The sequence below is a fragment of the Streptomyces formicae genome (assembly GCF_002556545.1).
Classification (GTDB): Bacteria; Actinomycetota; Actinomycetes; order Streptomycetales; family Streptomycetaceae; genus Streptomyces; species Streptomyces formicae_A.
Map to the genome: position 1 here is coordinate 2827786 of NZ_CP022685.1, position 15723 is coordinate 2843508.

General features: G+C 72.5%; 14 protein-coding genes and 1 pseudogene. 8 read left to right on the plus strand and 7 right to left on the minus strand.

The window, feature by feature from the left end; translation table 11 throughout:
* Positions 1-42: 42 nt before the first annotated feature.
* From KY5_RS11940 to KY5_RS11960, 5 genes are all read left to right on the plus strand, one after another.
* On the plus strand, positions 43-1797 hold the full coding sequence (locus KY5_RS11940; RefSeq protein ID WP_098242220.1) for an MFS transporter: 1755 nt from the start codon (positions 43-45) through the stop codon (positions 1795-1797).
* A gap of 448 nt (positions 1798-2245) precedes the next feature.
* Positions 2246-2839 carry a class I SAM-dependent methyltransferase gene (locus tag KY5_RS11945; RefSeq protein WP_098247198.1) on the plus strand — a complete coding sequence of 198 codons (594 nt, stop codon included), beginning with the start codon at positions 2246-2248 and terminating at the stop codon, positions 2837-2839.
* A 22-nt stretch (positions 2840-2861) separates the two neighbouring features.
* Positions 2862-3893, plus strand: coding sequence for an N-acetylmuramoyl-L-alanine amidase (locus KY5_RS11950; protein ID WP_098242221.1), 1032 nt, complete (start codon positions 2862-2864; stop codon positions 3891-3893).
* Between the two features lie 183 nt (positions 3894-4076).
* Positions 4077-4952, plus strand: coding sequence for a hypothetical protein (locus KY5_RS11955; protein ID WP_098242222.1), 876 nt, complete (start codon positions 4077-4079; stop codon positions 4950-4952).
* A gap of 111 nt (positions 4953-5063) precedes the next feature.
* Positions 5064-6074: an LLM class F420-dependent oxidoreductase gene (locus tag KY5_RS11960; protein ID WP_098242223.1), complete on the plus strand. Its 1011-nt coding sequence runs from the start codon at positions 5064-5066 to the stop codon at positions 6072-6074.
* A gap of 7 nt (positions 6075-6081) precedes the next feature.
* Here the strand turns inward: KY5_RS11960 and KY5_RS11965 are convergent, their stop codons facing one another.
* Positions 6082-6627 (minus strand): hypothetical protein, encoded by a 546-nt coding sequence (locus KY5_RS11965; RefSeq protein ID WP_098242224.1) that lies wholly within the window; start codon positions 6625-6627, stop codon positions 6082-6084.
* A gap of 128 nt (positions 6628-6755) precedes the next feature.
* On the opposite strand from KY5_RS11965, the gene KY5_RS11970 reads away from it, so the two are divergent.
* Positions 6756-7055, plus strand: a complete 300-nt coding sequence (locus KY5_RS11970) for a hypothetical protein (RefSeq protein ID WP_098242225.1) — start codon at positions 6756-6758, stop codon at positions 7053-7055.
* Between the two features lie 159 nt (positions 7056-7214).
* Here the strand turns inward: KY5_RS11970 and KY5_RS11975 are convergent, their stop codons facing one another.
* The 3 genes from KY5_RS11975 to KY5_RS11985 are packed head-to-tail and all read right to left on the minus strand — an operon-like array spanning position 7215 to position 10446.
* Complete coding sequence (locus tag KY5_RS11975; protein WP_098242226.1) at positions 7215-8285, minus strand: prenyltransferase/squalene oxidase repeat-containing protein; 1071 nt, start codon at positions 8283-8285, stop codon at positions 7215-7217.
* Positions 8282-9034: a class I SAM-dependent methyltransferase gene (locus KY5_RS11980; RefSeq protein WP_055544696.1), complete on the minus strand. Its 753-nt coding sequence runs from the start codon at positions 9032-9034 to the stop codon at positions 8282-8284. Before KY5_RS11980 ends, KY5_RS11975 begins: the two co-directional genes overlap by 4 nt.
* Positions 9028-10446: a glycosyltransferase family 4 protein gene (locus KY5_RS11985; RefSeq protein WP_098242227.1), complete on the minus strand. Its 1419-nt coding sequence runs from the start codon at positions 10444-10446 to the stop codon at positions 9028-9030. The genes KY5_RS11980 and KY5_RS11985 overlap by 7 nt, the downstream gene beginning before the upstream one ends.
* Positions 10447-10658: 212 nt before the next feature.
* On the opposite strand from KY5_RS11985, the gene KY5_RS11990 reads away from it, so the two are divergent.
* Positions 10659-11279, plus strand: coding sequence for a TetR family transcriptional regulator (locus tag KY5_RS11990; protein WP_098242228.1), 621 nt, complete (start codon positions 10659-10661; stop codon positions 11277-11279).
* A gap of 143 nt (positions 11280-11422) precedes the next feature.
* Positions 11423-12031 (plus strand): response regulator transcription factor, encoded by a 609-nt coding sequence (locus tag KY5_RS41750; protein ID WP_159072517.1) that lies wholly within the window; start codon positions 11423-11425, stop codon positions 12029-12031.
* Positions 12032-12340: 309 nt separating this feature from the next.
* Here KY5_RS41750 and KY5_RS43050 read toward each other — a convergent pair.
* The 3 genes and pseudogenes from KY5_RS43050 to KY5_RS12005 form a co-directional block, all read right to left on the minus strand.
* Positions 12341-13354: pseudogene (locus KY5_RS43050) on the minus strand (ATP-binding cassette domain-containing protein); the annotation flags it as partial.
* Between the two features lie 392 nt (positions 13355-13746).
* Entirely contained in the window at positions 13747-15474 is a 1728-nt protein-coding gene (locus KY5_RS12000; RefSeq protein ID WP_098242229.1) for an ABC transporter ATP-binding protein, read from the minus strand.
* 116 nt (positions 15475-15590) lie between these two features.
* Entirely contained in the window at positions 15591-15716 is a 126-nt protein-coding gene (locus tag KY5_RS12005) for a SapB/AmfS family lanthipeptide (protein ID WP_098242230.1), read from the minus strand.
* Between the last annotated feature and the right edge of the window lie 7 nt (positions 15717-15723).

Below are 15723 nucleotides of genomic sequence, written 5' to 3' on the forward strand. Positions count from 1 at the left end.
TACCCCTGCCACGCACCACCTTCCGCCCGGAGGCCCCACGCAATGTCGATGACCGCGACCCCACCACGCGGCATACGCGGAGTCGTCCCCGTTCTCGCCTTCTCCGGCATCGTCGTCGCGGTCATGCAGACCCTGCTCGTGCCGGTCATCAAGGACCTGCCGACCCTGCTGAGCACCGCGCCCTCGAACGCCACCTGGGTCATGACCTCGACCCTGCTCGCCGGTGCCGTGTCCACCCCGATCATGGGGCGCCTCGGTGACCTCTTCGGCAAGCGCCGGATGCTGCTCAGCAGCCTCGCCGTGATGGTCGTCGGCTCGCTGATCTGCGGATTCACCGACGATCTCGTGGTGATGATCGTCGGCCGCGCGCTCCAGGGCTTCGCGATGGGCGCCATCCCGCTCGGCATCGGCCTGATGCGCGACATGCTGCCGCGCGAGAAGCTCGGCTCCTCGATGGCGCTGATGAGCTCGTCCGTCGGCGTCGGCGGCGGCCTCGCACTGCCGCTCGCCGCCCTGACCGCGCAGCACACCGACTGGCACGCGCTGTTCTTCGGCGCCGCCGGTCTCGGCGTCCTCTCCATGGTGCTCACCTTCCTGTTCGTGCCGGAGAGCCCGCTGCGCGCACCGGGCAGCTTCGACGTGCTCGGCGCGATCGGCCTCTCCGCCGGGCTCGTCCTCTTCCTGCTGCCCATCACCAAGGGCAGCGACTGGGGCTGGAGCTCGGGCACCACGCTCGGACTCTTCGGCGCCGCTGCCGTCGTGCTCCTCCTCTGGGGCCTGATGGAGCTGCGGGTCAAGGCGCCGCTGGTCGACCTGCGCACCACGGCACGGCGTGAGGTGCTGCTCACCAACCTCGCCTCGATCATGGTCGGTGTCGCCTTCTACGCCATCTCACTGGTCCTTCCGCAGCTCCTCCAGCTGCCGGAGGCCACCGGCTACGGGCTCGGCCAGTCGATGGTCGTCGCGGGCCTGTGCGTGGCGCCGCTCGGCCTGACGATGATGTTCATGGCGCCGGTCTACGCCCGCCTCTCGGCGAAGTACGGCCCGAAGGTCACCCTGATCCTCGGCATGCTGATCATCGCGATCGGCTACGGCGCGGGCCTCGGCCTGATGAGCGCCGCCTGGCAGACCGTCGTCATCTCGGTGGCCGTCGGCGCGGGCATCGGCCTCGCCTACTCCTCGCTGCCCGCCCTGATCATCGGTGCGGTCGACCCGTCCGAGACCGGCGCGGCCAACGGGCTCAACACCCTGATGCGCTCCATCGGTACGTCCGTGTCCAGCGCGGTCATCGGCATGGTCCTCGCCAACACGGCGAACCACGTCGGCGGTGTCGACGTGCCCACCCTGCACGGCTTCCGCGTCTCGTTCCTGATCGCCACGGGCGCGGTCGCGGTCGGTCTGCTCTTCGCCCTCTTCCTCCCCTCCGCACGCCGCTCGACCAAGCCGCAGCTGCGCGCGAGCAGCGAGGAGGACGCCAACCTGGAGCGCGCCACGGAGGTCCTCGCGGGGTTCCACGGGCAGGTGCACGGCGCGGACGGGGGGCCGCTCGCGCGGGCCAAGGTGACGTTGATCGACCGGCGCGGCAAGCAGGCGGGTGCCGCCCTCACGGATGCGGAGGGCCGCTACTCCCTGGCGGTGCCCGCGGACGGTTCCTACGTCCTCGCGGCCACGGCCAGCGGGCACGCGCCGCATGCCTCCGCGGCGGCGCATCCCGGGGACGACCGGGCGGTGCGGGTCGACTTGGCGTTGGCCGGGGCCGGGTCCCCGACGCAGGACGGGAGCGACGTCCCCGCGTGACCTGCGGGGCAGGGGCGGGGGGCAGGGGGGTCGTTCGTCGCGTGCGGGCCCGCTGCGGCTTGTCGCGCAGTTCCCCGCGCCCCTTTAGGGGCGCGGGGAACTGCGCGAGGACGGACCACGACCGGCACCCGGCAACGACCCCGGACACGGCAGACGCGACCCCACCAAGGCCCCGGGGCCAGAATCCGCGGACCGGCTTGGGCTGAGCGCGCAGTTCCCCGCGCCCCCAAATACACGCCCCCACCAGGCACACCCGGTCAGGGGCGCGGGGAACTGCGCGAGGACGGACCCCCCACCCGCACCCGGCAACGAAAAGGGGCGCCCCCGTCCAGCCGGGCCATGGCGCACCGTGCATCATGGTGCGCCCACCCCACCCGCCCAGGAGGACCCCGTGGCCATCGAGCCCGAGCCGGAGATCGTCGCCGCCTTTGAGGCCGCCAAGGGGTTCATGCCCCGGGGCGAGGGCCTCGCCCTGTACGCGGCCGCGGCGGAAGCCGCCACGCTCGGGCTGCCGCTGCTCGAAGTCGGCACGTACTGCGGGCGCTCCACGATCCTGCTCGCCGACGCCGCACGCCGGGGCGGAGTGAGCGCGATCACCGTGGACCACCACCGCGGCAGCGAGGAGCAGCAGCCCGGCTGGGAGTACCACGACCCGGAGACGGTGGACCCCGAGGTCGGCCGGATGGACACGCTGCCCACCTTCCGCCGCACCCTGCACGCGGCGGGCATCGAGGACCACGTGATCGCGATCGTCGGCCGCTCGCCGCAGGTGGCGAAGGCGTGGGGCGGACCGCTCGGCTTCGTGTTCATCGACGGCGGCCACACCGACGAGCACGCCACGGCCGACTACGAGGGCTGGGCCCCGCACCTCGCCGACGGCGGCCTCCTCGTCATCCACGACGTCTTCCCCGACCCGGTCGACATCATGACCGGACAGGCCCCGTACCGCGTCTACCTCAGGGCCCTGGAGTCCGGCGCGTTCACCGAGGTCGCAGCGGTGGACTCGCTGCGCGTGCTGCGCCGAACGGGAGCGGGGACCTGACCTCGCGGATAGGCTCGCCCTCGTGTCGTACGTAGGTCCGGAATTCGATCCCTCCCCGCCGCCGAGGCGCCGCTTCGGCAGGCGCCCGCTGACCGTGACGGTGGCCGCGCTGGTGCCGGCCTGCCTCGCGGGCTGGCTGGTCTACCAGGCCACCAGCGGCTCCGACGACGGCGGCCCCGACCGGTCGCTGCCCGCGTCGAGCTCCTCGTCGCGGCAGGCCACACCGCCGGAGTCCGGGTCCGCCCCGTCCTCCCCCTCGCATCCCGACCCGGACAAGTCCGACAAGGGAGGTGGAGAAGGGAAGGGAAAGGGCGATGACGGCAAGGGCGACGGCAACGATTCGACTACGAAGCCGCCCGCCCGGCGCCCCGCCGCGGACGGCCCACTCAAGGGCAAGATCGTCGTCGTCGACCCCGGCCACAACTCCGGCAACTTCCAGCACGCCTCCGAGATCAACCGCCAGGTCGACATCGGGACGAACCGCAAGGCGTGCGACACCACGGGCACCTCCACCAACGCCGGTTACACCGAGGCCAAGTTCACCCTGGACGTGTCCCGGCGACTGCGCACCCTGCTGGAGAAGCAGGGCGCCACGGTCGAGTTCACCCAGGACGGCGACCGCCCCTGGGGCCCGTGCGTCGACGAACGCGCGCAGATCGGCAACAAGCTCCACGCGGACGCGGTCGTCTCCGTCCACGCCGACGGCTCGGGCGCCGGGAACCGCGGCTTCCACGTGATCATGCCGGGAAAGGTGAAGGCCGGATCGGCCGACACCACGCCGATCGTGGCGCCCTCCAAAGAGTTGGGCGAACGCATCGCGGGCAGCTTCCTGCACGCCACGGGCAGCGCCCCCTCCAACTACATCGGCGGCGGCACGGGCCTCGACACCCGCAAGGACCTCGGCGGCCTGAACCTCTCCACCGTCCCCAAGGTGTTCATCGAGTGCGGCAACATGCGCGACGCGAAGGACGCGGCGCAGCTGACGAGCGGCGCGTGGCGGCAGAAGGCGGCGCAGGGGATCTCTGACGGAATCGTGGGATTCCTCCGCGGGTAGGCCGAGAAGGCCCCGTGGTCGAAGCGTGGACGTCTTTATCCCGAGCAGACACCCCGCCCGTCCGGACGATATTGTCCTCCATACGATGAGGGGCCACCCCCGCGCTTCGCGCACCGCGACACGACCGCGACTACGGCGACAGCGACGCCTCCACTGACGAGACGACTGACGAAGGACCCTGAAGTGAATTTCCGCTCCCTCACTCGAGGCGACGGCGTGGTGATCGGAGCAGCGGTGTTGCTCTTCATCGCCTCGTTCCTCGACACCCTCGACATCGAAGGCGCCCCCAGCGACAAGCTGCCGAACGCCTGGGAGAACGGCAACCTGCTGCTGAGCGTGTACCTGCTCGGCATCATCGGTGCGGCTCTCATCGTCGTCGGCCGCACGCTGCCGCAGCAGCGCAAGATCGTGGGCCTCGACCTCGGCCAGCTCGGTGTGGCGTTCACCATCGCCGCCGCGTGGAGCTCCCTCGGCGCGATCTTCGACACCGACCAGTCCTACGGCTTCTTCTTCGACAGCTCGCTCGGCGCCCGCGGAGACTCCCCGGACGCCGGTGTCGGCCTCATCCTCGGCCTGATCGGCGCCCTGGTGCTCGCCGCCGGCGCGATCACCACGCTGATCGTCCCGGCCCTCAAGGCCCCCCTCATGGGCGCCCCGCGCCCGATGACCCCGCAGCCCTACGGCGGCCAGCCGCAGGGCGGCTACGGCTACCCGGGTGCGGGCGCCCCGCAGCAGGGTGCTCCGTACGGCGGCCAGCCGGGCCAGCCCGGTCAGCCGCAGGGCGGTCAGTCCTTCGGTGGTCAGCCGCAGCCGCAGGCCGGGCAGACCCCGCCGCCCGCGCAGGCGCAGGCGCCCGCCGGTGACTTCTCGCCGTTCTGGTTCGCCGTGCCGGTGCCGCGTCCGCTGTACGCGGAGGACGGCTCGCCCACGCCGATCGCCGAACTGGCGCCCGGCACCTGGTACTTGGCCGTCGAGCAGCGCGGCCCCGGCCTGGTGGCCCAGACGCAGGACGGCCGTCGCGGCGTCCTCCAGGACACCACGGGGATCCAGCGCGGCTGATCGTCGCCGACACCTCGCGGCCCCTCGCCCTTCCGGGCGGGGGGCCGTTGTCGTACAGTCGCCACCCGACAGTGAACTGACAGTTCGTCAGATACGGGACTGGGAGGGCGCATGCGGCTCGGGCTCGCACTCGGGTACTGGGGGCGCGGCCCCGACCCCGGCCACGTCACGCTCGCCCAGGAGGCCGAGCGGCTCGGCTACCACTCCGTGTGGACGGCGGAGGCCTGGGGATCCGACGCCTTCACGCCGCTGACCTGGATCGCCGCACAGACCTCACGGATCAGGCTCGGCACGGCGGTCGTACAGATGGCCGCGCGCTCGCCCGTCACCACCGCCATGCACGCGCTCACCCTCGACCACCTCTCCGGCGGCCGCATGATGCTCGGGCTCGGGCTCTCCGGGCCGCAGGTGGTGGAGGGCTGGTACGGGCGGCCGTTCCCCAGGTCGCCGCTGACCGCGACGCGTGAGTACGTCGACGTGATCCGCCAAGTCCTGCGACGCGAGGGCCCGGTGGAGCTCGACGGACGCTTCCACGCCCATCCCTACCGGGGCGAGGACGGCACGGGCCTCGGCAAGCCGCTCAAGCCGATCACCCACCCCCTCCGCCCCGACCTGCCGATCCTCCTCGGCGCCGAGGGTCCCAAGAACATCGCGCAGACGACCCGCATCGCGGACGGCTGGCTGCCGCTGTACTGGTCGCCGACCAGGACGGATGCGTACGAGGCGTCGCTGACCGGCCTCGGGGAAGGCTTCCTGATCGCCCCCATGGCCCGCGCCAAGGTCTGCGACGACGTCGCCGAGGGCCTGCTCCCGGTCAAGGCCATGCTCGGCTTCTACATCGGCGGCATGGGTCACGCCGCCCGCAACTTCCACGCCGACCTGATGGCGCGCATGGGATACGAGGAGGAGGCCAGGCGCATCCAGGAGCTGTTCCTCGCCGGGCGCAGGCAGGAGGCGGTGCTCGCCGTGCCGGACGCCTTCGCCGACGAGATCTCGCTGGTCGGGCCGCGCGCCCGCATCGCCGAGCGCCTGGAGCTGTGGCGCAAGGGCCCGGTGACGGACCTGCTGGTACTGGCCCCCGACCCACTGACCCTGCGCACCCTGGCCGAACTCAACTCCTAGGCGCCGCCTACCCCTTGGCGAGCTCACCCGCCGACGGCACCTTGTCCTTGACCTCTGCGCCCGCGCTGCTCCCCGCGCCCTTCACGTCGTTGATGATGCCGTCGAAGGAGTTCACGATCGAGTCCGTGCCTTCGCCCTTGCGGAGCTTGGACGGCAGGTCCTTCAGCGCGTCGATGCCCGCCGAGAGGGGCGCCACGGCCTTGGCCAGGGTCGGGTCGCCCTGGGCGTTCTTCGTCGCCGCCTTCAGCCTGTTGTACGTGAAGGCGCCCGCGAGACCGGCCTTGATCAGGGCGAACCTGCGGCCGTCCGCGCCGCTCTTGAACTTCCCCGCGCGAAACGGCTTCACGATCCACTGGTACGTCGCCCCCGCCGCGAGCCCCGCGTTGGCCACGAAGCGGGTCTTGGCGAACTTCTGCTTCTCTGCCGAGCTGGACCCGGTCGGCGTCGCCGCGCTGTCCTTGTCGTCGTCGTTGCAGGCGGTCGCGCCCACCAGGAGCGTGCAGCACAGGGTGAGGGAGACTCCGGCGCGGCGGACGGATACGGGGCTGAGCACGGCAGCGGCCTCCTGAGGTGAGCGGTCCTCCCGGCAGCCTCACCCCGGCCGCGGGGTGCCGCCACCCGGGCGAGCCCGTACGGGTTCCTTCCGGGTTTCAACGGGGGCAGGCCCGGTACCCGCCCCTCATGTCTCCCCGAACCCGGAACACCCGTGGCACCAACGAGGCAGCGAGGGTCATCGCGATCGTCGCGGACGTCATGGCCTTCATCCTCGGCCTGTGGATCCTGATGTACCTCCTCGACGCGAACCGCGCCAACGACCTCGTCCAGTTCGTGCACGACGTGGCCCGCTGGCTCGCGGGCTGGTCGCACGACCTGTTCACGTTCGACGCGGCATGGGCGAGGGTCGTCGCGGGCTACGGCCTGGCGGCGATCGTGTACCTGTTCATCGGCCACGCGATAGCGGGCCGCCTGCGCCGCTACTGAAGCGCTCCGCGGGACGCGTCGCTCGTCTGCGGCTGCGTCGTGGCTGAGCGCGCAGTTCCCCGCGCCCCTTCGGGGCGCGACCGGCTTCCGGGCCCCTTTAGGGGCGCGGGGAACTGCGCGCTCAGCCCGAGCGAACCCGCGGCCGCCCCGCGAGGGGCCTCAGCAACAATCCGGATCCAGCCCCCCGGGCAACCGCTCCCCGGAGAACACCGCACACGTCGCCTCGTCCCCGCCCAACGCGGCAACCGCAAGGAGCAACGACCCCGCCGTCCACGTGGTCAGCTCCTCGGGCCAGACCGCCTCGTCGTCGTAGACGAAGCCCGTCCAGTAGAGACCCGTCGCCGGGTCACGCAGGTGCTGGATGGACTGGAGGATGTCCAGGGCCCGGTCCGACTCGCCCAACGCCCAGAGCGCCAGGGCGAGTTCCGCGCTCTCGCCGCCCGTCACCCAGGCGTTGGGCACGACGCAGCGCACGCCGAGGCCGGGCACGACGAAGCGGTCCCAGCCCTCCTCTATGCGGGACTTGGCCGCCGCGCCGGTCAGGGCGCCGCCGAGGACCGGGTAGTACCAGTCCATCGAGTAGCGGTCCTTGTCGAGGAAGCGCTCGGGGTGGTGGCGGATGGCGTGCGCGAGCGCGCCCGTCGCCAGCTCCCAGTCGGGCTGGGCCTCGTCACGCTGCTCGGCGATCGCGAGCGCGCAGCGCAGCGCCTGGTGGATCGAGGACGAGCCGGTGAGCAGCGCGTCGGTCACCGGCGTGCCGTCGGGCTCGCGCTTCCAGCCGATCTGGCCGCCTGGCTGCTGGAGCGCGAGGACGAACTCGACGGCTCCGACCACGGCGGGCCACATGCGGTCGAGGAACGACTCGTCGCCGGTGGCGAGGTAGTGGTGCCAGACGCCGACGGCGAGGTACGCGCAGAAGTTGGTCTCGCGGCCCCGGTCGGTGATGTCGTGCGGATCGCCGTCGCGGTAGGCCGCGTACCAGGAGCCGTCCGGGTTCTGGTGGCGCGCGAGCCAGTCGTAGGCCCGCTCGGCGGCCGCGTGCTCGCCCGCGGCGTCCAGGGCCATGGCGGCCTCGGTGTGGTCCCACGGGTCGAGGTGGTGGCCCCTGAACCACGGGATGGCGCCGTCCTCGCGCTGCACGGCGAGGATGCCGCGGACCGTCGCCGCGGCCTGATCGGCCGTCAGGACGCCGGGCAGGACGAGGTGTTCGGTCCGCTCGGGGCTCGTCACTTGGCGTCCGCCACGGACTCCGCGGCGGCGACGGGAAGGTGCGGCTTGGTCGCGTACGCCACGAAGCTCTTGCCGACGACGGGGTTGAGCAACTGCTCGGCGACCCGGGTGGCGAGCGGCTTCTTCATGATGTCCCAGACCAGGAGCTTGTGGTACGCGCGCACCGGCAGCGCCTTGTCGTTGTCGACGCCGAAGGCGCACTTCAGCCACCAGTAGGGCGAGTGCAGGGCGTGCGCGTGGTGCGTGCCGTACGGCTTGAGGCCCGACTCCCGCATCTTGCCGAGGAGTTCGTCGGCCTTGTAGATGCGGATGTGGCCGCCCTCGACCTCGTGGTAGGCGTCGCTGAGCGTCCAGCAGACCTTCTCGGGGCCGTAGCGCGGGACGGTGACGGCGATGCGGCCGCCGGGCTTGAGGACCCGGACCATCTCGGCGAGGACGCCCTTGTCGTCCGGGATGTGCTCCATGACCTCGGAGATGATCACGACGTCGAAGGAGGCGTCGGGGAAGGGCAGGTTGAGCGCGTCGCCCTCCATCGCGGTGGCCGTCGCGCCCGCGGGGGCCTCGCCCGCCTCCTTCATCGCGGCGAACCACTTGGCGACCTCGCGGATCTCCTCGGCGTTCTGGTCGAGGGCCACCACCTGGGCGCCCCGCCGGTAACACTCGAAGGCGTGCCGGCCCGCGCCGCAGCCCAGGTCGAGCACGCGGTCGCCTGCGGCGAGCGGGAAGCGGGTGAAGTCGACGGTCAGCACGTGGCCCTGCTTTCGTGGTGAGGTCCTGCAACTTCGGGGGCGGCCGCGGCGGTGGCGGCCGGGAGGGCGTGGCCGCGTGCGACGGCACGGGTGGCGCCGCGTCCCGCGGAGCGGTCGATCGCCGCGCGGTAGAGCTCGGCGGTGCCCTGGGCGGCGCGGGCCCAGGTGAACCTGTCGAGCACCCGCGCACGTCCCGCCGCGCCGAGCCTGGCCCGCAGCCCGGCGTCGCCGAGGAGCCGGTTCAGGCCGAGGGCGAGCGCCTCCGGGTCGCCGGGCGGCACCGCGACACAGGTCTCGCCGTCGGGGCCCGCGACCTCCGGGATCGCGCCGCCGGTGGTCGCGAGGAGCGGGGTGCCGGTGGCCATCGCCTCGGCCGCGGGCAGCGAGAACCCCTCGTACAGGGAGGGGACGCAGGCGATCTGCGCCGAGCGGACCAGGTCGACGAGTTCGGCGTCGGTGATGCCCTTGACGAACTCGATCGAGCCCGCGAGGCCGTGCCGCTCGATGGCCTGGGCGACCGGGCCGTCCTCTGCGCGCTTGCCGACCACGACGAGATGGGCGGCGGGGTTCTCGGTGCGCACCTTGGCGAGCGCCTCGACCAGGTGGATGAGGCCCTTGAGGGGGACGTCGGCACTGGAGGTCGTCACGATCCGGCCCGGCACCTCGGCGACCGAGGGGTCGGGCGAGAAGAGGTCGGTGTCGGCGCCGATGTGGACGACGTCGATGCGGTCGTCGCGTACGCCGAGGTGGTCGATGATCTCCTGGCGCGAGGTGCCGGAGACGGTGAGCACCGAGGGCAGGCGGCGCGCGACGCGCTTCTGCATGCGGGTGAACGCGTACCAACGGCGCACCGACATGCGGCGCTTGAGGTCGGGCGCGGCGTCGAGTTCGAGCCGCCGGTCGACGGTGATGGGGTGGTGGATCGTGGTGACCAGGGGGGCGCCGAGGTCGCCCAACAGGCCGTATCCCAGGGTCTGGTTGTCGTGCACGACGTCGAACTCGCCGCGCCTTGCGCGCAGATGACGGCGGGCGCGCAGGCTGAACGTGGCGGGCTCGGGGAAGCCGCCGGTCCACATCGTCGCCACTTCGAGGGCGTCCACCCAGTCGCGGTACTCGTCGCGCCCCGGGGTGCGGAAGGGGTCGGGCGAGCGGTAGAGGTCCAGGCTCGGGAGCTCGGTGAGGCTGAGCCCTTCGAGGCCCTCGCCCTCGTCGAGCACCGGATAGGGCTGCGCGCCGATCACCTCGACGGTGTGGCCGAGCCGGACGAGCTCGCGCGACAGGTGGCGTACGTAGACGCCCTGTCCCCCGCAGAACGGGTTCCCTTTGTACGTCAGGAGAGCGATGCGCAACGGACGATCACCTTCGGCGGCCGAGCCCTTCCGGGGGCCTGCCTCCATGGCCTCAGCGGTCACTCTCGGTCCCCTTCTCCTGCAGTTGTCCGCGAGGTTACGCCGGGACGGTAATCTAGAACAAGTTTCAGACTTGATCGCTGAATGATCGCTGAACGAGCTCTGAATCTACCGGCAGGTAGGCGAGCTGTAAGGCCCGGATCAGGTGATTCGCGCCACGGCGGGCTCCCTGCCATGCTGTGCGATCTCGTGAGGCGTTTTCGGAGGGGCAGCACATGACAGCGGAAGCCAAGACAGGGAGCCCTGCGACGCCGCCCCTCACCGAGCGCCAGGAGGCGCGCCGCCGCCGCATCCTGCACGCGAGCGCCCAACTGGCCAGCAGGGGCGGGTTCGACGCGGTGCAGATGCGGGAGGTCGCCGAGGCCGCCGGCGTCGCGCTCGGCACGCTCTACCGCTACTTCCCCTCCAAGGTGCACCTGCTCGTCGCCACCATGCAGGACCAGCTGCAGCACATGCACACCACGATCAGGAAGCGCCCCCCGGCGGGCGAGACCCCCGCCGAGCGGGTCGCCGAGACGCTGATGCGCGCCTTCCGCGCCCTCCAGCGCGAGCCGCACCTCGCGGACGCCATGGTGCGGGCCCTGACCTTCGCCGACCGGTCGGTGAGCCCCGAGGTCGACACCGTCTCGCGGCTGACCACGGCGATCATCCTGGACGCGATGGGACTGGCGGAGCCGCCGACCGCGCAGCAGCTCTCGGCGGTGCGGGTGATCGAGCACACCTGGCACTCCGCGCTGATCACCTGGCTCTCCGGAAGGGCGTCGATCGCCCAGGTGAAGATCGACATCGAGACGGTCTGCCGCCTGATCGACCTCACGGCGACCCCCCGAGCGTGACAGGGGGGCGCACAGGCGCCCGGCAAATGCGCCCCCAAACACCCCCTTGGCCAGTTCTCAGTGTCACTACGGGGGTACTCACCGCTATTAATGGTCTGCGTCCTTGAAGGGGGCAACCGGAGCGGGAGCTGGAGGGGCAGAGCGTGATCCGGGTACTTCTCGTGCACGACGCCTGTCTACTGCGATTAGCCCTGGCGGAACGTCTCGCCCGGGAACCTGACTTGGAGGTGTTCCATGCGCCGTGGTCACAGGCTCACGGTCGGCAGCGCACGGTACGACCCGATCTCTGCGTGGTGGATCTCGACGACGAGTCGACGTACGCGCTCACGCCGCTCACCGAGCTGACCGGGCCCTCGGCGCACGGTCGCGGCTGCCGGGTCCTGGTGCTCGCCACGGCCAACCGGCCGGGGCAGCTGCGCCGCGCCGCGGAGGCGGACGCGCTCGGCTACGTGAACAAGGCGAGCCAGCCGGAACGGCTGATCACCGGCATCAGACAGGTGGCGGCGGGCCAGCGGTTCGTCGACGACTCCCTGGGGTTCGGCTTCCTCAAGGCCGCCCAAATGCCGCTGACGCAAAGGGAGTTGAGCGTCCTGTCACTCGCCGCGCGAGGCGCTTCTGTCGCCGAGATCGCCCACAGTCTCCATCTCTCCAACGGAACGGTGCGCAACTACATGGCCGCGATCACCCGGAAGACCGGGGCGCGGAACAGGATCGACGCCATAAGGATCTCGCAGGGCGAGGGCTGGGTCTGAGGCGACGCCGCCCCGGTCACCGCCCCGGCCCCCGCCCCAGTCACCGGCCCCGTTGAGGTCCCGGTACAGGGGCGAACGCTCCATCAGCTCGTCGTGCCGACCGCACAGGGCGTGCACCCCGTCCATCACCAGGACCCGGTCGGCGCGGCGGGCCGAGCTGATGCGGTGCGCGATCACCACCAGGGTGCCGCCGGGGCGCGCCGCGAACGCGCGCTCGGCGCGGGACTCCGCGACCGGGTCGAGGTGACAGGTCGCCTCGTCGAGGATCGCGAGCGGGGCGTACGCGACGTACGCGCGGGTCAGCGCGATCAACTGGCGCTCCCCCGCCGACAGTTCACCCGGTACGAGCTCGGTGTCGAGCCCGCCGAGGCGGGCGACGAGCGGCGCGAGTCCCACGGCCTCGGCCGCGCCGGTCAGCTCGGACTCCGGCACCGGCTCCGCCCGCAGGTACTCCAGGTTCTCCCTGAGCGTCCCCGTGAAGACGTACGCCTCCTGAGGAATGAGCACGCGCCGCCCGACGGCTCCTTCCCCACGCACCCCAGCGCCCTCCACACGCACCTCTCCCGCGTCCGGCACGAGCAACCCGGCAACAATTCCGGCCAAGGTGGACTTCCCGATCCCACTGGGTCCCACCACGGCGAGGTGCTCGCCCCTGGCCACACTGAGCCCCAGGTTCCGCAGCACGGGCTCGGCGTGCGGACCATAGGCGAAGGTGACGGAGGAGAGCTCCAGCGCGGGCCCCTGACCCGCGCGGCCCGCCTCGGCGCCGCCACCGCTCCCCGGCCCCTCCCACATGAGCCGCCGCAGCACGATCGCCAGGCGGGAGCCGCTCGCGCCGAGGCCGTGGACCAGGTTGTGGAGGGCGGGGAGCAGGGCCTGGGTGACGTAGGCCAGGGCTCCCACCAGGGCGCCCGGGGTCACTCCATTGTCCAGGAGCCAGGGGGCCGTGGTCAGGAGCAGGATCAGGGGGAGCTGGCCGCCGATCGCCAGGGACGCGGTGCGCAGGACGCCCCAGCGGGCCAGGGCCGCGGCCGTCCTGTACTCCCGGGCGACGCCCCGGCCCAGGTCGGCGGCGACGTCGTCTTCCGCGCCCGCCGCCGTGACGTCCCGCAACCCGGGGCAGACCACGCCCAGCCGGGCCGCCAGCTCCTCGTCCGCGACGAGGAACTCCTCCTGGCGGCGGGCCAGCGGACGCAGCGTCGCGACGAAGAGGGCGATGCCCGCGAGGAGCGGCGGCGCGACCACCAGGAGCAGGAGCGGGTCCAGGGAGAAGAGGCCGACCAGGGCGCCGACCGCCGTGAAGACGAAGGAGCGGGAGACCATGATCAGGCCCGCGAAGGTGTCCCTGGCGATCTCCACCTGCTGGGTGAGCCGGGACACGGCGGCACTGTCCGCGTCGTGCAGGCCCCGCCCGACGACCTGGCGCACCAGGGAGTCCCTGAGCGGTTCCACCAGGTCGGCGACGGCGCGGTACACGCGGCTCGTGCCGTAGGCGGCGACCACCACACCGAGCCCGGCCCCGCCGAGCCACCAGAGGCCGACCGCCTCGTGGCCCGCGAGGAACCCGTCGTCCAGGGCGCGCGCGAGGGCGTACCCGGTGAGGAACGTCTGGCCGGTCTCCAGGACGGACCAGAGCGCGAGCCGCAGCACCACCGGCCACTTGCGCCACAGGAAGCGGACGCCACGGCGGTAGGGACCCTGGGCGTGGGGAGGGTTCACGCGCCGAACACCTCCCGGTACTCCGGGCGTTCCCACAGTTCCTCGTGGGTGCCCACCGCCCGGATCCGGCCCTCGTGGAGCCAGGCCACCGCGTCCGCGCGGGCCGCCGTCGCGGCCCGGTGGGCGATGATCAGGCGGCTGCGGTGCGGGGTGTGGTGGAGCAGCGCGTCGGCGATGTGGTGTTCGGTGACCGTGTCCAGGCTGGACATGGCGTCGTCCAGGATCAGCAGCCGCCCGCCGCGCGCGAACGCCCGTGCCAGACCGAGGCGTTGGGACTCGCCGCCGGAGAGCGGCGCCTGTCCGCAAGGGGTGGCGTAGCCGTCGGGGAGGCGGGTGATGAAGGTGTCGGCGCGGGCGGCGCGGGCCGCCTCGCGGATCCGTCCCGGCGTCGGACGCGGGGCGCCGAGGCCGATCGTGTCCTCCAGGGTCGTCCCCAGCAGCGCGGGCCGCTCGAAGGCGTAGCCGACCTCGCGGCGCAGCTCCTGCCTGCCGAGCGAGCGCAGCGGGACCCCGTCGAGGCGCACCTCCCCCTCGTCGGGGTCGGCGAGCCGCCCGGCGAGCGCGGCGAGCAGCGATTTGCCCGCGCCCGAGCGGCCGACCACGGCGAGCGTGGTGCCCGCGGGCACCGTCAGGTCGACGCCGTCGAGGACGGTACGTCCGCCCCGGCTCGCCATGACGCCGCGCAGCTCCAACAGGCCGCCCTCGGGGGGCAGTTCTGCTTCGCCGTACGACGTCGGGGGTTCGGTGAGGACTTCCTCCAGGCGGCGGGCCGCGGCCCTGGCCCGCACCAGACCGCCCAACTGTCCCACGAGCATGCCGATCCCGGTGGCCAGCACCGCGTACCGGGACGCGGCGAGCAGGTCGCCGACCGAGATGCGGTGCCGGAGCAGCAGCAGCCCCGCGACCGCGGCGACCGCGATCTGCAACAGCGGCGCGACCGCGACGGCCTGCGCCTGGGAGCGGCCCTGAAGGCGCCACATCCGCCGTCCCTGACGGCCGAGTTCGGGCAGTTCGCCGAGGACGCGCGCCGCCTCCTTGTCCTGCGTGTGCGCGGCGGCGACGGTGCGCGCCCCGCCGATCGCCTCGCTCAGGCGTCCCGCGATGTTCCCCTGGACCCGCTGGTAGCGCGCCACGCAGTCGGAGGAGACGCGCACGAAGGTCCGCAGGAGCAGGAAGAGCACGGGCGCGCCGACGAGGAACACCGCGGCGAGCCAGCCGTCGATGAGCGCGAGGGCCACCACGGCGCCGACGGGCGTGACCAGGGCGGCCAGGAGCGCGGCGAAGGTGGCGGGCGCGATGCCCGCGTGCGCCGCGTTGTCGATGAGGCGCGCCACCAGGTCGCCGTGGGCGAAGCGCGCGGTGGTGCGCGGTCCGACGGCGAGCACGTGTCCGGTGACGCGGCCGCGCAGCCAGGCGGTGGTGCGGGCGTTGGTGGTGCCGGTGAGGACGCCGTCGAGCGCGTCGAGGACGGCGCTCGCGGTGATCAGCGCGGCGCACGCGGCGATCCAGCGGGTGGCGTCGGCGTCAGCCGCGCCCGTCAGGTGTCCGGTCAGGACGGCGTCCAGGGCGCGGCCGATCGCGAGCGGCAGGAGCAGTCCCGCGCCCGCGCTCGCCAGGGCGCACAGCGCCAGGATCACGCAGCGGAGGGCGCTGTGGCGGGCGGCCGCGCCCAACAGGTGTGCGTCGTGGGTGGGTTGGTGCGGACGGGGGGTCGTCGTCGCCATGCGGTCCGGGTCCTCGTCGCCTTCGTCGCGCAGGTCTCACAACGGTCGGCCCGGGCGGGCCCCTCACGGGGCGCCGCCCGGGCCTTCAGACCGTGTCGGTCAGATGCGGCGAGGCATCAGAGACACAGAACGATGCTCGCGTCGCTCCAGCACAGCAGGAGGCTGGCCACACTGCCGCCGCCACCGTGACCGCCACCGGTCAGCTCGTCGGATTCCATGCTCTGCAGGTCGAGAAGTGCCATGAACTTC

What these genes read in the sequence shown, in the direction of transcription:
- KY5_RS11940 (WP_098242220.1), top strand. Translation starts at nt 43, where the DNA reads ATGTCGATGACCGCGACCCCACCACGCGGCATACGCGGAGTCGTCCCC.
- KY5_RS11945 (WP_098247198.1), top strand. Translation starts at nt 2,246, where the DNA reads ATGCCCCGGGGCGAGGGCCTCGCCCTGTACGCGGCCGCGGCGGAAGCC.
- KY5_RS11960 (WP_098242223.1), top strand. Translation starts at nt 5,064, where the DNA reads ATGCGGCTCGGGCTCGCACTCGGGTACTGGGGGCGCGGCCCCGACCCC.
- KY5_RS11970 (WP_098242225.1), top strand. Translation starts at nt 6,756, where the DNA reads ATGTCTCCCCGAACCCGGAACACCCGTGGCACCAACGAGGCAGCGAGG.
- KY5_RS11990 (WP_098242228.1), top strand. Translation starts at nt 10,659, where the DNA reads ATGACAGCGGAAGCCAAGACAGGGAGCCCTGCGACGCCGCCCCTCACC.
- KY5_RS12000 (WP_098242229.1), bottom strand. Translation starts at nt 15,474, where the DNA reads ATGGCGACGACGACCCCCCGTCCGCACCAACCCACCCACGACGCACAC.
- KY5_RS12005 (WP_098242230.1), bottom strand. Translation starts at nt 15,716, where the DNA reads ATGGCACTTCTCGACCTGCAGAGCATGGAATCCGACGAGCTGACCGGT.